This is a genomic window from Massilia varians (assembly GCF_027923905.1).
Taxonomy (GTDB): domain Bacteria; phylum Pseudomonadota; class Gammaproteobacteria; order Burkholderiales; family Burkholderiaceae_D; genus Telluria; species Telluria varians_B.
Genome location: NZ_AP026966.1, coordinates 4,543,449 through 4,560,241 on the forward strand (window position 1 = coordinate 4,543,449; position 16,793 = coordinate 4,560,241).

16 protein-coding genes are annotated in these 16,793 nt (G+C 63.9%); 12 read left to right on the forward strand and 4 right to left on the reverse strand.

Features of this window, described 5'->3' with window-relative positions; genetic code table 11:
- Positions 1 to 10: 10 nt before the first annotated feature.
- Positions 11 to 454, forward strand: a complete 444-nt coding sequence (gene fliJ, locus MasN3_RS20510) for a flagellar export protein FliJ (protein WP_281909798.1) — start codon at positions 11 to 13, stop codon at positions 452 to 454.
- A gap of 7 nt (positions 455 to 461) precedes the next feature.
- On the forward strand, positions 462 to 1,748 hold the full coding sequence (locus MasN3_RS20515; protein WP_281909800.1) for a flagellar hook-length control protein FliK: 1,287 nt from the start codon (positions 462 to 464) through the stop codon (positions 1,746 to 1,748).
- 286 nt (positions 1,749 to 2,034) lie between these two features.
- On the opposite strand, the gene MasN3_RS20520 is transcribed toward MasN3_RS20515, so the two are convergent.
- The gene (locus MasN3_RS20520) at positions 2,035 to 3,078 is read right to left on the reverse strand and encodes an IS110 family transposase (protein WP_281909801.1); all 1,044 of its coding nucleotides are present in this window, start codon (positions 3,076 to 3,078) and stop codon (positions 2,035 to 2,037) included.
- A 359-nt stretch (positions 3,079 to 3,437) separates the two neighbouring features.
- Here MasN3_RS20520 and fliL point away from each other — a divergent pair, with 359 nt between their 5' ends.
- From fliL to MasN3_RS20570, 10 genes are all read left to right on the forward strand, one after another.
- Positions 3,438 to 3,974, forward strand: coding sequence for a flagellar basal body-associated protein FliL (gene fliL, locus MasN3_RS20525; RefSeq protein WP_281914559.1), 537 nt, complete (start codon positions 3,438 to 3,440; stop codon positions 3,972 to 3,974).
- A 10-nt stretch (positions 3,975 to 3,984) separates the two neighbouring features.
- On the forward strand, positions 3,985 to 4,968 hold the full coding sequence (gene fliM / locus MasN3_RS20530; RefSeq protein ID WP_281909803.1) for a flagellar motor switch protein FliM: 984 nt from the start codon (positions 3,985 to 3,987) through the stop codon (positions 4,966 to 4,968).
- Positions 4,969 to 4,990: 22 nt separating this feature from the next.
- Positions 4,991 to 5,425, forward strand: coding sequence for a flagellar motor switch protein FliN (gene fliN / locus MasN3_RS20535; RefSeq protein ID WP_281909805.1), 435 nt, complete (start codon positions 4,991 to 4,993; stop codon positions 5,423 to 5,425).
- Positions 5,422 to 6,006: a flagellar biosynthetic protein FliO gene (gene fliO, locus MasN3_RS20540; RefSeq protein WP_281909807.1), complete on the forward strand. Its 585-nt coding sequence runs from the start codon at positions 5,422 to 5,424 to the stop codon at positions 6,004 to 6,006. Before fliN ends, fliO begins: the two co-directional genes overlap by 4 nt.
- Positions 5,996 to 6,745 (forward strand): flagellar type III secretion system pore protein FliP, encoded by a 750-nt coding sequence (gene fliP / locus MasN3_RS20545; RefSeq protein WP_281909809.1) that lies wholly within the window; start codon positions 5,996 to 5,998, stop codon positions 6,743 to 6,745. Before fliO ends, fliP begins: the two co-directional genes overlap by 11 nt.
- 9 nt (positions 6,746 to 6,754) lie before the next feature.
- A complete protein-coding gene (fliQ, locus tag MasN3_RS20550) occupies positions 6,755 to 7,024 on the forward strand; it encodes a flagellar biosynthesis protein FliQ (RefSeq protein ID WP_281909811.1) in 270 nt (89 codons plus the stop codon).
- A gap of 16 nt (positions 7,025 to 7,040) precedes the next feature.
- Positions 7,041 to 7,889 carry a flagellar biosynthetic protein FliR gene (gene fliR / locus MasN3_RS20555; protein WP_281909812.1) on the forward strand — a complete coding sequence of 283 codons (849 nt, stop codon included), beginning with the start codon at positions 7,041 to 7,043 and terminating at the stop codon, positions 7,887 to 7,889.
- Between the two features lie 40 nt (positions 7,890 to 7,929).
- Positions 7,930 to 8,319 (forward strand): DUF5329 domain-containing protein, encoded by a 390-nt coding sequence (locus tag MasN3_RS20560; protein ID WP_281909813.1) that lies wholly within the window; start codon positions 7,930 to 7,932, stop codon positions 8,317 to 8,319.
- A gap of 60 nt (positions 8,320 to 8,379) precedes the next feature.
- On the forward strand, positions 8,380 to 8,988 hold the full coding sequence (locus MasN3_RS20565; RefSeq protein ID WP_281909816.1) for a PH domain-containing protein: 609 nt from the start codon (positions 8,380 to 8,382) through the stop codon (positions 8,986 to 8,988).
- 103 nt (positions 8,989 to 9,091) lie between these two features.
- A complete protein-coding gene (locus MasN3_RS20570; protein ID WP_281909819.1) occupies positions 9,092 to 10,066 on the forward strand; it encodes an IS1595 family transposase in 975 nt (324 codons plus the stop codon).
- A gap of 63 nt (positions 10,067 to 10,129) precedes the next feature.
- On the opposite strand, the gene MasN3_RS20575 is transcribed toward MasN3_RS20570, so the two are convergent.
- The 3 genes from MasN3_RS20575 to flgK all read right to left on the reverse strand — a co-directional run bounded on the left by MasN3_RS20575 (position 10,130) and on the right by flgK (position 16,733).
- The gene (locus MasN3_RS20575) at positions 10,130 to 12,928 is read right to left on the reverse strand and encodes a TonB-dependent receptor plug domain-containing protein (protein WP_281909822.1); all 2,799 of its coding nucleotides are present in this window, start codon (positions 12,926 to 12,928) and stop codon (positions 10,130 to 10,132) included.
- A 616-nt stretch (positions 12,929 to 13,544) separates the two neighbouring features.
- Positions 13,545 to 14,750 (reverse strand): flagellar hook-associated protein FlgL, encoded by a 1,206-nt coding sequence (gene flgL / locus MasN3_RS20580; RefSeq protein ID WP_281909824.1) that lies wholly within the window; start codon positions 14,748 to 14,750, stop codon positions 13,545 to 13,547.
- Between the two features lie 18 nt (positions 14,751 to 14,768).
- Positions 14,769 to 16,733 (reverse strand): flagellar hook-associated protein FlgK, encoded by a 1,965-nt coding sequence (gene flgK / locus MasN3_RS20585; RefSeq protein ID WP_281909826.1) that lies wholly within the window; start codon positions 16,731 to 16,733, stop codon positions 14,769 to 14,771.
- Positions 16,734 to 16,793 lie beyond the last annotated feature (60 nt).

The window sequence follows — 16,793 nt, forward strand, 5'->3', positions numbered from 1 at the left end:
CTGACCCGATATGGCCACTTCTTCCGCCCTCGAGACCCTGATCGACCTTGCGCAGCGCGATTCCGACGCGATCGCCAAGCGCCTGGGCGCAGCCCTCAAGGCCGTGGAAGAAGCCGAGCAGAAGCTGGTGATGCTCGATGGCTACCGCGACGAATACGTCCGTAAGCTCGACGCGGCCCAGATGGCCGGCATCACGCCCTTCGCCTACCACAACTTCGTGGCCTTCATCGGCAAGCTGGACAACGCCATCGTCGGCCAGCGCGAAGTGATCAAGCATGCGCAGTACAAGGCGGACGTGGAAAAGAAGGCATGGCAGGAAAGCGAGCGCAAGCGCCTGTCCTACCGCACCCTGAACGAACGCGCCGCCAGCGCGGCGCTGGCGGTCGAGAACAAGCGCGACCAGAAACTGATGGACGACCACGCAGCCCGTGGCGCCCGCTACAAACAACGCTAAGGTCCCCATGACGATGCAGACGACCACCCTTCCGTTCCAGGTCTCTGGCGCCAGCGCGCTGCCCCAGCCGCAAGCGCAGTTGCCACGTTCCGCCGCCGGCGTGCAGCCCAGCGAGGCCGGGCAGTTCAGCGCCACGCTGTCGCGCGCCATGGCGCCGACGCCGGCGCCGGCCCCCGCTCCGGCCAGCAAGCCGGCCGCGCCCGCGAAGCTGGCCGATAAGCCGGCCGCCCAGGGACCGAAACCCGCGGCACGCGAGCCGGCCAGGCAGAACGAGGCATCGTCCGACGCGCCGGCAACGGCGCAGGGCCCGGCCGGCGCCGAATCGGGCAATTCCGCCGAGGACGCGGCCGCCGCTGCCGAATCGGCGAACGCCGCCGACGCGGCCACCACCCCGGTAACCGACATGCTCGCCTTCATGGCTGCACTAATCCAGCCGCCTGCAGCCACACCGGCCGCGCCGGCCGCGGCCGAGTCGGCGGCCGAGTCGGCGGCTGGCGGCGCCGGCCCGCAGCTTACCGCGCTCCAGTCCGCGTTCGCGAAACTCGATGTCGCGGACGGCAAGGCGGCAGGCACGGATCCGCTGGCAGCCGCCGACGAGGCGGCCGGCTTCCCGCGGGCTGCCGGCGTGCGGACCACCGGCCAGGAAAGCGCCGACCTGCGCGCGCAGCAACAGCAGGCCGCGCTGGCTGCCGCACCCGCGGATGCGGGCAAGGCCCAGCCGCAGCTGCGCGACGGCGCCGCCAACACCGCGGCGAAACCCGATGCGCCCCTGCCTTCCCTCACCCAGCTGCAGGCCCAGAGCGCCAGGCTCGAGAGCGTGCCGAACCCGGCCGCCATGCCGGGCGACCGCATCCCGGCGCGCCTCGGCACCCAGGCCTGGGACAACCAGATCAGCCAGCGCATCGTCTACATGGTGGGCAAGGAGCAGGCCGCGACCCTGACGCTGAATCCGCCGGACCTCGGCCCGGTGCAGGTGGTGCTCAACGTGAGCAACGACGGCGCCAGCGTGGCCTTCTCGTCGAACCAGCAGGAAGTGCGGCAGGCCCTGGAAAACGCCCTCCCGCGCCTGCGCGAGATGATGGGCGAGAGCGGCATCGCGCTCGGTAACGCGACCGTCGATGCCGGCATGCCAGACGGGCGCCAGACGCAGCAGGATGGCGAGCGCCGCCACGCTAACGGTGGCGGCCTTGGCAACGGTGGCGCGGCGGGTACGGCGACCGAGGACAGCGCCGCCCGACCGGCTACCCGCACGGTGAGCCTTGGTGACAACGGCATGGTCGATACGTTTGCATAATCTATAACGTATCTATGGACTCCACCCGATTTGCAAGAGGAAGATTGAATTTCTGCCTTAGGAAGAGTTTGCTTGTATCTATTCGGCCTGTGTGTTGAGCGTTTCCAGTGCTCTGGCCCTGATGTGATACGCGCGCCAGGATCCTCATAGGGTGACGGCCTCGATGGGCCACTACGAACAGCGGATTCACCCGACGCCGGTCCGACCTGTTGGCATCATTCTTTCTTCATCGTCGCAAACTTGGCGGTGTTGCTCCTTCTTGTTGCTGAGTTAGTAGATCATCTTTTCAAGCCGGCCTGGTCGTGTATTTCGACCAGGCCGGAACATAAGGACGTCCGTGCGTCATCAATGCCCAGATCACCCTGGCCATCTTGTTGGCCAGTGCAGTTGCGGCAACGTTGAAACTGCGTCGCTCTGCCAGCCTTGTCGCCCATTGCAGGAGCTTGTCGGGCTTGCCGTTTGCTGTTCGCAATGCGCTACGGGCACCGTGTATGAGCAGAGTGCGCAGGTAGCTATCGCCCTTGCGAGTAATGCCATACAAGCGCTGCTTGCCTCCACTGCTATGCTCGCGTGGCACGAGGCCTAGATTTGCTGCAAAGTCCCGCGCACTCTTGTAGTGGCGCGGATCAGCGATGGTTGCCTGCACTGCCGTTGCCGTCAACGGCCCTACACCCGGCACTTCCATCAGTTGCTTTGCCAACTCCGATTTTGCGACCTGATTCAGGCGGCGGTCATATGCCTGGATCCTTTCTTCCTTATCGTCCAGCTGGGCCTTGAGCTCCCAAAACGTCTCCAGGGCCATGCCAGACAAGCCGTTGTCCGAATCGTTCAACCATGCTTTTAGTCCATCACGGAACTTCTCCACGCTCTTGGGAAACACCTGGCCATACTCGCCCGCGAACGCCCGGAGCCGGTTGATCATCGCTACACGCTCGGTCATCAAGGCGCTGCGGGCACGGTGCAGCATCTGCAAATCTTGCTGCGCTGCCGTATTGATCGGCACATACTTGGTCGCACCGCGCGAACGCGCCTCGGCAATTGCGGCAGCATCGTTCATGTCGTTTTTGTTGCCGGTGACATAAGCCTTGACGTGTTGTGCCGCGACCAGCTTGACGTCATGTCCCATCTCGACGAATTTGCGTGCCCAATAGTGTGAGCCAGCGCAGGCTTCGATACCAATCATCGCCGGCGCCATTTGCGTGAACATTGGAAGTACCTGGTCTCGTGCAAGCTTACGCTTGAACACCCGTTTGCCGCTTTCGTCGAGCCCGACAGCGAAGAACACGTCCTTCGCAATATCCAAACCAATCACTTTTGCGTTAGCATTCATGGTGACTCCCCCTCTTGTTTTAGCGTGCCAGCCCAATCTGGCACGCTTGGCACAATGATGCCGATATCGGGAGGGTGGAGTCCATCACATTAGGGTGGGCGGCTCGTAATCCGGGCCACTGGCCCGGATCACCCCACGCGTTCAAACCGAGCGAGATCCGCCAGCGCGTTATTTAATTGGCTAACTATCACCGCGTGGGCGGGAGACCCGCCCACCCTACCAAACGGTCAAGACACAGGCGCAACAATCACCGGGATTACCACCCCTTCTCCCCTCTTTTCCGGGCATGACGGGTCTGGTTTCCCCGCGATAATGCCATAATGACGAATCATTCTTTTAGGCAGTAAAGAGGCATCTTGATGGCGCAAGCAAAACCAAAGGCCGACCCGAAGGCGGACGCAGCGGCAGCGGCAGCAGCCCCGGCCGGCTCCAAGAAAAAGCTGATCGTGATCGCGGCGGCAGCTGTGCTGGTGCTCGGCGGCGGCGGTGGCGCGGCCTGGTATTTCATGCAGGGCGGCGACGCGGCGGCCGCGCACGAGAGCCCGAAGGAGTCGAAGAAGAAGAAAAAGAAGGAAGGGGTCAAGCTGGAATACTTGCCGGTCGAGGCCTTCACGGTCAACCTGCAGCCGGAAAACGGCGAACAGTACCTGCAAGTGCAGTTCACTCTGCAGGTGGCGGGCACCGAACAGGCAACCTTGATCAAGGACAATATGGCGATCGTGCGCAACCGCGTGCTGCTGCTCCTGTCGGGCAAGCGGGCATCGGAAATCAGCACGGTCGAAGGCAAGCAGCAGCTCGCTGCCGAGATCCAGGCCATCGTCCAGGAACCCTTCAATAAAGGCGGCGACGAGCAGGACGTGACCGACGTTCTGTTCACCTCGTTCATCATCCAGTAACCGAAGCACCATGGCCGATAATTTCCTCTCACAGGAAGAAGTCGATGCCCTCCTCAAGGGGGTCAACGGCGATCAGGACGACATTGCGGCGCCTGAAGACACCTCGGGGGTACGCACCTATAACCTGGCAACGCAGGAGCGGATCGTCCGCGGCCGCATGCCGACGCTCGAGATCATCAACGAGCGTTTCGCCAGGTATCTGCGGGTTGGCCTGTTCAATTTCCTGCGCCGCAGCGCCGAGGTATCGGTCGGCTCGGTGCGGGTCTCGAAGTACAGCGAGTTCATCCGCAACCTGGTGGTCCCCACCAACCTCAACCTGATCCACATGAAGCCGCTGCGCGGCACGGCGCTGATGGTGTTCGACCCGGGCCTCGTGTTCCTGCTGGTGGACAACCTGTTCGGCGGCGACGGCCGCTTCCACACCCGCGTGGAAGGCCGCGACTTCACCCAGACCGAGCAGCGCATCATCATGCGCATCCTCGACATCGTGTTCGAGGCCTATGCCAAGTCGTGGGAGCCGGTGTACCCGATCGAATTCGAGTACATCCGTTCCGAAATGAACACGCAGTTCGCCAACATCGCCACCCCGAACGAGGTCGTGGTGTCCTGCACCTTCACCGTCGAACTCGGTTCGGTGTCGGGCCAGATCCACTTCTGCATGCCCTATTCCATGATCGAGCCGATCCGCGACGCGCTGACCTCGAGCATCCAGGGCGAAGCCCTGGAAGTCGACAAGCGCTGGGTGCGCCTGATGACCCAGCAGATCCAGGTCGCCGAAGTCGAGCTGGTGGCGGTGCTGGGTGAAGGGCGGGCCAATTTCGACGAAATCCTCAACATGAAGGTCGGCGACATCATCCCGATCACGGTGCCGGAAACCCTGCAGGCGACCGTCGACGGCGTGCCGGTGATGGACTGCAGCTATGGCGTCTTCAACGGCCAGTACGCGCTGAAGGTCGAGAAGCTGCTGGCCAACAGCGACAATTTGAACAAATAACAAGCAGTAACAGGAGAGGACCATGTCTGACACCCAGGACGATCAAAGCGCACTCGACGACGATTGGGGCGCGGCGATTGCCGAGCAGGCCGCCGCCGAAGCGGCGGCGCTCGAGCGCCAGCAACAGCAACAGGCCACCGCGACCGCGGCCGTGTTCAAGGATTTCTCGAACAAGGGCACGCGCACCGACACGCCGAACGACATCGACTTCATCCTCGACATCCCGGTCCAGCTGACCGTGGAACTCGGGCGCACCAAGATCGCGATCAAGAATCTCCTTCAACTGGCGCAAGGGTCCGTGGTCGAGCTCGACGGCCTGGCCGGTGAACCGATGGACGTGCTGGTCAATGGCTGCCTGATCGCACAGGGCGAGGTGGTGGTCGTGAACGACAAGTTCGGTATCCGTCTGACTGATATCATTACGCCATCGGAACGGATCAGAAAACTGAATAAATGACCTCGAGCAACGTCGCTCACCGCATTCGCCGGATCGCGGCGGCGCTGCTGTTCGCGCCGCTCCTGACCTGTGCCGCCCCCGCCGGGGCCGCACAGGCGCCGGCGGGCCAGCAACAACAAGCCGCGCCGCGCACCGACGCGGCCGCCCCTGACACCGCCCCCGTCCCGGCAGCCGCCACGCCCGCGCCCGCCCAGCGCCCGCCCCAGGTCGTGATGCCGGCGCCGAGCGCGCCGGCCACCGGCAGCCTGCTGCAGACCATCCTGGCCCTGCTGCTGGTGCTCGGCCTGCTGTTCGGCCTGGCCTGGTTCATGAAGCGCTTCGGTCCGCGCGTCATGGGCGCGAGCGCCAACATCAAGCTGGTCGGCGCGCTCAACATCGGCGGGCGCGAACGCATCATGGTGGTCGAAGTCGGCAACCAGTGGATCGTCGTCGGCGCCTCGCCAGGACAGGTCAACGCCCTGGCCACCATGCCGCGCCAGGAAGGCGCCGAGGGGCAGGCCACGCTGGCCCAGCATACGGCGGGCGCAGGTAGCTTCGGCGACTGGCTCAAGAACACGATAGACAAGCGTAATGCGAAATAAGAAATTGCTGCTGGGCGCCGGCCTGGCTTGCCTGGCCCTGCTGCCGCTGGCCGTGCTGGCCCAGCCCGGCATCCCGGCCTTCACCACCAGCCCGGCCCCGGGCGGCGGCACGCAGTACTCGCTGCCGGTCCAGACCCTGATCCTGCTCACCGCGCTGACCTTCCTGCCGGCCGCGCTCCTGATGATGACGGCCTTCACCCGCATCATCATCGTGCTGTCGCTGCTGCGCCAGGCGCTCGGCACCCAGACCGCGCCGCCCAACCAGGTGATGGTCGGCCTGGCGCTGTTCCTGACCTTCTTCGTGATGGGCCCGACCTTCGATCGCGCCTACACCGATGCTTACCTGCCGCTGCAGCAGAACCGGATCCAGATGAGCGAGGCGCTCGACCGCGGCGTGGTGCCGTTCAAGGAATTCATGCTCAAGCAGACCCGCCAGGCCGACCTGGCGCTGTTCGTCAAGATCTCGCGCTCGCCTGCCCTGCAGGGCCCCGAGGACGTGCCGCTGCGGGTCCTGATCCCGGCTTTCGTGACCAGCGAACTGAAGACGGCCTTCCAGATCGGCTTCGCGATCTTCATCCCCTTCCTCATCATCGACATGGTGGTGGCCTCGGTGCTGATGGCGATGGGCATGATGATGATGTCGCCTGCCGTGATCTCGCTGCCGTTCAAGCTGATGCTGTTCGTGCTGGTGGACGGCTGGCAGCTGCTGCTGGGTTCCCTGACCCAGAGTTTTTATTAGGAACACAGCATGACTCCCGAATCCGTCATGACCATGGGCCGCAACGCGATGGAGATCACGCTGATGGTCGCCGCCCCGATGCTGCTGGTGGCGCTGATCATCGGCCTGATCATCTCGATCTTCCAGGCCGCCACCCAGATCAACGAAGCGACCCTGTCCTTCATCCCGAAGCTGGTGGGCGTGTTCATCGCCCTGGTGCTGGCCGGACCGTGGATGCTGTCGGTCATGCTCGACTACATGCGCGGGGTCTTCACCGGCATCCCCGGCCTGATCGGCTGAGCGCGAGGCCGCACGCGTGCTGAGCCTGACCACGGGCGAGATGAATGCCTGGATCGCGGGGCTGATCTGGCCGCTCACGCGCATCCTCGGCCTGGTCGCTAGCGCGCCCTTGTTCGGCAATGCCGGGGTGCCGATGTCGATCAAGGTCGCCCTCGGCGTGCTGCTGGCCAGCGTCATCGCCCCCACCGTCCCCGAGATTCCCGCGGTCGACCCGGGCTCTTGGGCCGGCATCCTGATCCTGGTGAAGGAACTGCTGATCGGCGTGGCGATGGGCTTCGCCATGCGCATCGTGTTCGCGGCCATCGAATACGCCGGCGAAGTGGCCAGCATGAGCATGGGCCTGGGCTTCGCGGTGTTCTTCGACCCGTCCACCAGCGGCCGCTCGGCGGCGGTGGCGCAGTTCCTGGCGCTGGTGGCGACCATGGCCTTCCTGGCCGTGAACGCCCACCTGGTGCTGCTGGCGGCGCTGGCCGAAAGCTTCCATGCGCTGCCGATCTCCGCCACGCCCTTCTCTGGCAACGCGCCGCTGGAACTGGCGCGCTGGGGCGGCAAGATCTTCTCGACCGGGCTGCAGCTGTCGCTGCCGATCGTGGCCGCCCTCCTGGTCACCAACGTGGCGCTGGGCATCCTGACGCGCGCCGCGCCGCAGCTGAACATCTTCGGTATCGGCTTCCCGGTGACCCTGGGCGTCGGTTTCCTGACCCTGAGCCTGGCCATGCCCTACCTCGGCATGCCGATTGTGAACCTGTTTAACGAGGGGATCGAGAAAGGGCGCGCGGTGCCACGCGCCGGCGCGGCGCGCACTGCCGCGCCGCCGCCAGCGCCGGCGGCGCCCGGCCCGGCGCCGGCTGTGCCCGGTGCTTGATGCGCGCCTGCGCAAGCGGTTTTTCGGTTAGGGTAGCGGCATGAAGACGACCTACCGCCTGATCGCGGCCAGCCTCCTGGCGGCCCTCTCCCTGGGTGCGGCCGCCGCGCCCACGCCGCCCGCCGTGCGCGCCGAGATCGACGCCCTGATGGCGAAGATGAGCGCCTCGCACTGCCAGTTCGAGCGCAACGGCAGCTGGCACTCCGGCCCGGAAGCCCGGCGGCACCTGCTGCGCAAGCTCGACTACATCGAAAAGCGCCGCGAGACGCTCGCCAGCGCCGAGCAGTTCATCGAGGTCGCGGCCACGAAAAGCAGCTTTTCGGGCAAGCCCTACCGCGTCAAGTGCGGCAGCGGCGCGGCCGTGCCCAGCCGCGAATGGCTGAACCGGGAGCTGAAGGCGCTGCGCGCCGCCGGCCACGACGCGCCTTGAAAAGTATTTACCTTAACTAAATAGTGCTAAGGTAATCACTTTCATAACGGGAGGGTGATCATGTTCAAGAAACTGGCAGCGGAAGCATTGGGCATCAGCGATATCGGCGTCATCGTCGGGCCGGCCGACTACAGCAAGGTCGACGCGGACGATTACCTGTTCAGCGAAGATGGCGAACAGATCTTCTTCCTCATCAAGAGCAAGAAGGACGAGTACTGCTTCACCAACCTGGCGCTGATCCACGTCGACGGCGATTCGGCGGTGTCGTCGAAGCGCGCGATCAAGCGCTACGACTATGCCTCGCACCTGATCTCGGGCGTGAGCATCGAGACCGCCGGTACGCTGGACATGGACATCGAACTCAAGTTCAGCCTGGACGGCACGGCCTTCTCGATCGACGTCAAGAAGACCCACATCGAACAGCTCAAGGACATCTACAAGGCCTTGATCACCATCGGCAAGCAGCAGCACCGCGACGCGGTCTGCCGCGACAATGCCCTGCGCGCGCTCGATGCCACGGCCTCGGTGCACAAGCTGAACGTCGCCCCTGGCGAAAGCGGCCTGGTCGGCGTGTACGGCGAGCTGCTGGCGGCCCTGAACACCGCCATGTTCGAGACCCACACCAAGCGCGATTTCAGCGACGTGTTCAGCAAGTACATCCACAACTAGCACCACATAAAAAAAAGGCGCTGTCATCCTTGACTATGGATGAGCGCGGAACTGCCGAGCTGTCTAGACGGTCGAACGGCTGTTGCCACAGACGGAATCGACCATGCGCGCACCGCATTTCAAGAAGTGGTTTGCCAGACTACCTGCGTTGAACCTGCCCCAGCGCCTGCAAACGCTGGCCGCTCTGCATCCCGACGCCGGGCTGGACCAGGTGATCGCCCTCATCGGCCAGATCGGTGCCACACGGAGACGTTGCCCCAGCTGCAGCTGCGAACGCTACTACCGGCACGGACAAGCCAACGGATTGCAGCGCTACCGCTGCCGCGCCTGCGGCCGCACCTATAACGACCTGAGCGGTACACCGCTGGCGCGGTTGCGGCTGCGAGACAAGTGGCTGGATTACCTGGCAAGCGTGCTCGACTCGAAGTCGGTACGCGCCGCCGCCAGCGAGGCCGGCGTGCACCGCAACACCGCTTTTCGCTGGCGTCACCGCTTCCTGCAGGGTCCCAGGCAGGACCAGCCGCAGCGCCTGGGTGGCATCGCCGAGGCGGACGAAATGTTCATGCTCGAATCGCAAAAAGGCGCGCGCAAGCTGGACCGGCCGGCACGCCGGCGCGGTGGCCGCGCAGGCAAGCGCGGCATCTCTCGCGAACTGGACTGTATTTTGGTCGCGCGCGACCGCAGTGGCCAGACCGTCGATGCGGTGGTTGGCCGTGGCGCGCTGACAGTGGCGCAGTTGGAGCGCCACCTGTTGCCCCGGCTCGACCGGCAGGTGCTGTTGGTCAGCGATGCGCACGCCGCCTATCGCAGCTTCGCCCGCAAGCATGGCATTGCGCACGAGGCAGTGAACCTGCGTGCTGGGGTGCGGGTACGCCGCGGCCTTGCCGGCGCCGTCCATGTTCAAAATGTCAATGCCTACCACCAGCGCTTCCGCCAATGGTTGAGCCGCTTCCGCGGCGTGGCGTCGCGCTACCTGCCGAACTACCTCGGATGGCGCCGGGCGCTCGATGGTGGACGGGTCACGACGGTGGAGCAATTGCTGCGCATCGCGATCGGACACATCCATAGCCAACGGTGACAGCGCCTAAAAAAAGACCAGGCCGAAGCCTGGTCTTTTGCAATCATCTAAACCTTCAGACGATTAGTAGGTGTAGCTGGCAGCGAAGCCGAAGCGGCGGAACTGCGGGCCCCAGCCACCGCGCCAGTTGATCGGTGCTTCGCGACCAAAGACGTTGTCGACGTAGGCGTTCAGCTTGACGTGCGGGATGCCCGTGTAAGCCAGCGCGTAGTTCCAGGTGGTGTTGCTGCCGACGCGGCCGCAGGTGTCCATGTATTGCGCGGCGACATTCTGGGTCTTGCAGTAGGTCGGTTGCGCGATGCTGTTGGTGCTGTAGCTGCTGGCGAAGTTGGCGGTGACGGCGTGGTCGAAGTCACCCTGCTTCATGTAGGCCTTGGCCACGACGGTCAGGCGCGAGCCGTAGTCGTAGGTGCCGGTTTCGTTCGGACCGTAGGCGTTGTCGGTGACGCTGAAGGTCTGGAATTTCCAGACGTAGCTGCCTTCGAGGCCCAGGCGCACGGTCTGGCCCAGCACGCTGAAACGGCCCTTGCCGTCGAAATCGAAGCCCTGCACACGGGTGCGGCCGCTATTGACGTACGGGTTGTAGATCATGCCCAGCTGACCGACCGGGTAGGCCAGGGTCGTGTTCGGCGCATACTTCTTCACCAGTGCGAGGAACTGGTTGTCGTTGGCGCTGCTGTCGATACGGACCAGCTGGCCAGCCGGCAGGGCGTCTTCGCCGCGCAGGATGTCGACCACCGAGCGGCTGCCGATTTCGTTACGGCGCTCGATGAAGTAGTAGTCCAGGCCAGCGCTCCAGTTCTTGATCGGCTCGAACACCACGCCAGCGGTCAGCGAGCGCGAGGTTTCCGGCTTCAGGTCCGGGTTCGACGACACGAAGCTCGGCAGGCCGCCCGAGCATTCCGAGTTGCGGAAGCTGTTGGCTTGGGTCTTGTCGGCGCTGGTGGCGTTCGGTGCGTTCTGCACCAGTGCGTTCAGCTGGTTGGCGATCGGGCAGCGCTTCGGATCGTTGACGCTGGTGGCCACCGAGGAGCGGCCCAGGCCGTTACCCGATTCGACCACGTTCGGAGCGCGGAAGCCGCCCGACGCGGTGGCGCGCAGCAGCAGGCTGTCGGTGACGGTGTACTTCAGGCCCAGCTTCGGCGACACGTGTGCGTCCTGGTTGTCGGACTTGTCGAGGCGGGCTGCGGCGTCCAGCACCAGCTTCTTGGTCAGCGGCACGCGGGCTTCGGTGAACAGCGCGTACTGGTTGACCTTGTCGTCGACCTGCAGGCCGAAGATACCGACCAACTCGCCGCGCAGCACGTTGTCCGAGCTCGCCATGCGGTGGGCGGTGTTACGGATGTCGGTACCGATTGCAACGCTCAGCGGGCCTGCCGGCAGCTGCATGACTTCGCGAGTGACGGTGGCGTCGAAGAACTTGATGGTTGCTTCTCCGTCGGTGGTACGGACCGGGAACATCGCGTTCAGCAGGGCCGGATCGTTCTGCTGGCCGAACTTGTACTTGTTGTTGACGATCGCGTCGACGTAACCCTTGGCGCTGACGGCGCGGGTCGCCTTGTTGGCGGTCGACTTCATCCAGCCTGCGGCCGATTTCCAGTCCCAGCCGGCGTAGCTGCCGTTCAGGGTCAGCATCACACGCGACTGCTCGCTGTCGGTGGTATTGAAGTTGAAGCCCTCGCCGGTGTCCATCAGGCGGGCACGGTATTCAACCGGGTAGCTGTACGGGTTCTTCGGATGGCCGACCGGCAGTTTCGGGTACGAGAACGGGCCCACCATCTTGCCTTCCATCACGTTGTACCAGATCGAGGACGAGGTGGTGGTGCTGCCGTTGCTCATGTTGAACGGCGTGACGATGTAGTCGTTCTCGGCGCCGGCGTGCATGATCTCGAAGCTGGCGTCGATGTCCTGGCCGATGCGGAAGCTCGTCACACTGGTGAGGGCGTAACGCTTGTTGTCGGTGCTCTGGCCGCTGTACGGCAGGATGTCCATCTTGCACAGCTTGTCGGTCGGGTCGATGTCGCCGGCCGGGCAGCCCGGAGCCGCCACGTAGTTGCTTGCGCTGGTGTAGTAGTTACCGGTCGGCGAGAAGGCGCTCTTCGCGTCCCAGGTCGAGCGGCCCGGGGTCAGGCGGTGCCAGTCCGGGTAGAACGGGCGCAGGTCGCCGGTGCTGTAGCCGTCGCGCTTGTAGACTTCCGCGGTGACATAGGTGTTGAAACCGTTGGTGTCGATGTCGCCCCAGCCTGCGATGAACGACAGGTTGCGGTTACGGTTTTCCTTCAGGTGCTCGGATTCACGGTAGCCGCCGCGGATACGGAAGCCAGTGAAGTCCTTGCGCAGGACGAAGTTGATGACCGATGCGATCGCGTCGGAGCCGTAGATTGCCGATGCGCCGTCCTTGAAGACTTCGACGCGCTCGATTGCGTCGGCCGGGATGGCGTCCAGGTTGGTGAAGCTTTCCTGGGCGTTGTCGAACAGGCCGTAAGGCGCGATGCGGCGGCCGTTGACCAGCACCAGGGTCGCAACCTTGCTCAGGCCGCGCGAGGAGGCGGACGAGGAACCGGTTGCGAAGCTGCCCGAACTGGCGGTTGCCGAGTTGCTGCCGGCGTAGACAGAAGCGGTGGAGGTCAGGATGCCCAGGGCCGTCGTTTCGCCGGTCTTCTCGATGTCGTCGCGGTTCAGGACGTGGATGGCGGCGGCGGCTTCCGCTTCGGTGCGCTTGATGCTCGAACCGGTCACTTCGACGCGTTGCATCTTTTGCGGCGCAATTGCCGGTGCTTCCTGTGCGCCGACGAATGCCGGGAAGGCCATGCTCAGAGCGACAGCAATCGCGCTCTTGTTAAAAGTACTCTTGTGCTTCACAACGACTCCTGGACAATAAATTTTTCTATGACTCGTATCTCCCTAGTAGCATGTTTTCTACTAGTTATGAGATGCGGGAAAATACTCTTACACAACATTACCCTATTGCAAAGCAAAGAGAGTAATTTTTTGATGTTCTCTTTTAACTCAATAATATTTGTCGCGTAATTACCACGCTTTCTTATTTAAACTGAAATTTCATTACGCATATCTCATATTTTCTTCATAAAGATATGCACGCCGCATGACGCGGGAAGACATCCCAAGCTGCGCCCCCTTTGGAGGAGAAATATTCTCGCGCTCAAACACAGAACGAGGCGCATGCCAAGTCACGCAAAAGGAAGATGGAAATACTGCAGGCACTGTAATAGGCGAGTGGAATCTGACACGGCCTGAGCAATAACACTGCGCAATGCTCGATCTGTGTCCCCCTCGGGATGCCGGGAAGGTATCCAGCACCGGAGCAAGTCGATAGCGCTGCATGGCAAGCGAGGGCAAGACGCGGGGAGAACACATGGCGAACCATGCAACGACGAGTAGCATGGCATGCTTGCCATGTCACGCAGACCCGCTTGCCAGGCCCCTGCAAGGACGCAATCCCTACCGCGATAAGTTCTTACAGATAGTTGAAGAGCGACAGTCCCGACATCGTCTTGAACGACATTTGCGCCGCCTGCAAGGTGGTTTGTTGGCGCGAGAACTCGGAAATGGCCTTGACGACGTCGAGATCTTCCAGTCCTGACAAGGTCGCCTGGTACTGGATGCCGAGGTCGTCGCCTGCGCTGTCGAGAAAGTCGAGTTCTTTCATGTGAGCACCGACGGACGCACGCACGGTCAGGATCTTGTCGAGCGCGTGTGCCAGGTTGCCCGTCGCGGTGCTCAGGCTGTTCGTCAGCGCCGCCCGGTCCTGGGCGGTGTCCGCTGGCGCGCGCAGGGCCGTGATCATGTTGGTCACGGTCGCAAACAGCGATTCCTTCGTGCTCGGCGCCACCGTGAACACGTCGCCGGGGGCCGGCGCCCCCTGGATCTCGACGCTGACGCCGCCAAACGAAATCGATTTGCCTGCCGTGTAAGTCTGGTTGGGCAGGATCACTTCCGGCGGCGTGACCGAGGTGTCGCTCACGTCGAAAGTACCGGCGGCCGTGAAACTCAACGCATAGCTGTAGCCGCCGGGGCCGGCCGCACCGGTCACCGAGCCGGTCGAGATCGCGCCAGTCCCGGTGTTGCTTGGCGCGGCGGCGGTCTGGAAGCGGCCGTTGCCGGTCAGGTTGCCGTCGAACACAGCGCTGCCGGGCACCGACTGGGGAATGCGGCGCGAATCGGCTACCTGTAGCTGGCGCTGTCCCTGGTCGCCGTCGTAGCGCGCGCCATCCGGCGTGGCGGTATAGGGTTGGGTGGTGGTCCGGTAACCCGAGAACAGGTAGGCGCCCTGGCCGTCGGTGCTGTTGGCCACGCCCAGCAGGTCCGCCAGCCGCCCTTCCAGCTCGGTGGCGATCGCCTCGCGGTCGCTTGCCTGCAGGATGCCGCTGCCGGCGCGCAGCGCCAGCTCCTGGATATCCTGTACCAGGCTGCCGGCGCTGTGCAGCGCGCCTTCCGTCATCGCCAGAGACGAGTGCGCCGCCGAGCGGTTAGTGGCATATTGCTCGTTCATCTGCAGCGACTGCTTGACCTGCAGGGCGCGTGCCGAAGCGATCGGGTCGTCAGAGGGCGACACGATGCGACGGTTGGTGGCCAGCTGCTCCTGGGTACGCGCCAGCGCGGATTGCAGGGAGTTCAGCTGGCTGGTCGCGTTGCTGTAGAGTGATAGCGTACTGATGCGCATGATGGATTCCGTCTGGGTTTATCGGCCGATCGACAACAGCGTGTCGAAGATGGTGCCGGCGATCTGCATGATCTTGCCCGCCGCCTGGTAAGCCTGCTGGTACTTGATCAGGTTGGTCGCCTCCTCGTCCAGGTTGACGCCCGATACGTCCTGCATCGTGGTCTGCGTCTGGGCCAGCAGTGCGTTGCTGGCTTGGCCCGTGACCTGCACTTCACGCGTCTTGTTGCCGATCGTGCTGACCAGCTGGGCGTAAGAGCCCTGCAACGTGGCGGCGCCGCCGCTGAAAATGTTTTTGGTCTGCAGGTCGCCCAGCAGGCCGGCGTTGCGCACATCGCCGATGCCGCCGCCGTTGCCTCTGATCTCGAACAGGTCGCCGTTGGCCGGTTTGCCGCTCAGGCTGAAGCTGACGCCGCCAACCGTGTAGGTGTCGCCTTCTACGAAGGCCACCCCGGCCACCGGCGGCAGGTAGGACGGCTTGGCCTTGCCGTTGCGGTCGACCACGTCGACCTGCATGTTTGCCGGAAAGCCATTCAGGTTCCCCGTCACGCCGTCGTAGCGCAGCGTCACCGGCAGCACGGGTGGGCCCGACAGGAATGCCGGACCCACCGTGCCTGCGCTGATCTTGGCGGTGCCGCCATTGTTCACGTCGGCAAAGGTGGCGACCGGTGCGGCCGCGGCGATCAGCGACTCGTGCTGGATGGCGACATTGAAATTGGCGGCGCCGGCGATGGTGGGGCGCACCAGGTAGCGATCGCCCGCGGTCGCGGCCGTCCCGGTAATCGTGAACTCGATGCCGTCGCCGCTGGGCGGCGGCCCACCGTTTGGCACATAGTTCGAGATGATGGGCGTCTTGTCGGACAGACGGGTGACGTCGTAACCGGTGCCGTTGAAGCGGACCTCGTAATCGCTGTCCACCAGCTTCGATGGCTCCCTGACGATTGCCTCGACCTTGGTGTCGCTGGTGCTGGCGTTGCGCTCGTGCGCCCCGGTCCAGGCCTTGGCGACCGTGAAAAAATCGCCTCCGCGGTCGCCGTTCTGGTCCAGGCCGAGGCGGTGTTGCGCGTTGAATTCGACCGCCATGCCGATCGCGACCTTGCCGAGCGCGCTCTGGGCCGGGTCGAGCGTCTTGTTGCGGAACTCGAGGATGCCGCCCAGTTCGCCGCCGGACAAGGCATTGTCTCCCAGCGGGCTCACGCTGGCGCCCAGCACGTAGCCGACTTCCAGGCGCGACTGGTCGTAGGGCGACATGATCGCCGCCAACTGGAAGGTACGCTGCCCAACTACCAGCGGCTGGCCATTGCCGATCGAGACCGTCAGGCTGTTGTTGTCGCCCGGAGTGACGCTCGCTTTGACGTGGGTATTGAGCTCGAGCACCAACTGGCTGCGCTTGTCGAGCAGGTCGTTGGGGGCACTGCGCTCGGCAGAGGCAAAACTGCTGATCTGGCGGTTCAGTTCAGCAATTTCCGAGGCATACGCATTAATCGCCGTCACGTTCGACGCGATCGTATTGTTGACCCCTTCACGGATCTCGCTGAAGCGTGCGTCGAGGGCCTGGAAACGCGTGGCCAGCGCCTGGGCGCCCGACAGCATGGCCTGGCGCGAGGGCACCGATGCGTGACCGGACACCACGTCCTGCACGCCGCTGAAGAACCCTTGCAGCGCCGGCGACAGGCCGGCACTCTGATCGGCCAGCATGTTGTCGAGCTGCTTGATCTGGGCATGGTAGGCATCCAGCGCACTGGCGCCGGCCTGGGCAGTGCGGACCTGGCTGTTCAGGAATTCGTCGCTGTAGCGCTTGATCTGGGAGATCTGCGTACCGGTACCCATGAAACCGTAGCCCATGTCGAGCATTGGCGCGGTCGCCTGCTGGACCAGCTGGCGGCTGTAGCCGGCAACATTGGCGTTTGCAATGTTGTGGCCGGTCGTCGTCAAGCCTGCCTGGGCGGCGAACAGGCCACTCTTGCCGATGCTGAGGAGGGACATGGTGATTTCTTTCTCTAACGGGTCTGTCTACGGCATGGTTCCGGAAAACTTGAACGTCGA

Coding starts and splice junctions, on each gene's coding strand:
- fliJ (WP_281909798.1), top strand. CDS start 11: ATGGCCACTTCTTCCGCCCTCGAGACCCTGATCGACCTTGCGCAGCGC.
- MasN3_RS20515 (WP_281909800.1), top strand. CDS start 462: ATGACGATGCAGACGACCACCCTTCCGTTCCAGGTCTCTGGCGCCAGC.
- MasN3_RS20520 (WP_281909801.1), bottom strand. CDS start 3,078: ATGAATGCTAACGCAAAAGTGATTGGTTTGGATATTGCGAAGGACGTG.
- fliL (WP_281914559.1), top strand. CDS start 3,438: ATGGCGCAAGCAAAACCAAAGGCCGACCCGAAGGCGGACGCAGCGGCA.
- fliM (WP_281909803.1), top strand. CDS start 3,985: ATGGCCGATAATTTCCTCTCACAGGAAGAAGTCGATGCCCTCCTCAAG.
- fliN (WP_281909805.1), top strand. CDS start 4,991: ATGTCTGACACCCAGGACGATCAAAGCGCACTCGACGACGATTGGGGC.
- fliO (WP_281909807.1), top strand. CDS start 5,422: ATGACCTCGAGCAACGTCGCTCACCGCATTCGCCGGATCGCGGCGGCG.
- fliP (WP_281909809.1), top strand. CDS start 5,996: ATGCGAAATAAGAAATTGCTGCTGGGCGCCGGCCTGGCTTGCCTGGCC.
- fliQ (WP_281909811.1), top strand. CDS start 6,755: ATGACTCCCGAATCCGTCATGACCATGGGCCGCAACGCGATGGAGATC.
- MasN3_RS20560 (WP_281909813.1), top strand. CDS start 7,930: ATGAAGACGACCTACCGCCTGATCGCGGCCAGCCTCCTGGCGGCCCTC.
- MasN3_RS20565 (WP_281909816.1), top strand. CDS start 8,380: ATGTTCAAGAAACTGGCAGCGGAAGCATTGGGCATCAGCGATATCGGC.
- MasN3_RS20570 (WP_281909819.1), top strand. CDS start 9,092: ATGCGCGCACCGCATTTCAAGAAGTGGTTTGCCAGACTACCTGCGTTG.
- flgL (WP_281909824.1), bottom strand. CDS start 14,750: ATGCGCATCAGTACGCTATCACTCTACAGCAACGCGACCAGCCAGCTG.
- flgK (WP_281909826.1), bottom strand. CDS start 16,733: ATGTCCCTCCTCAGCATCGGCAAGAGTGGCCTGTTCGCCGCCCAGGCA.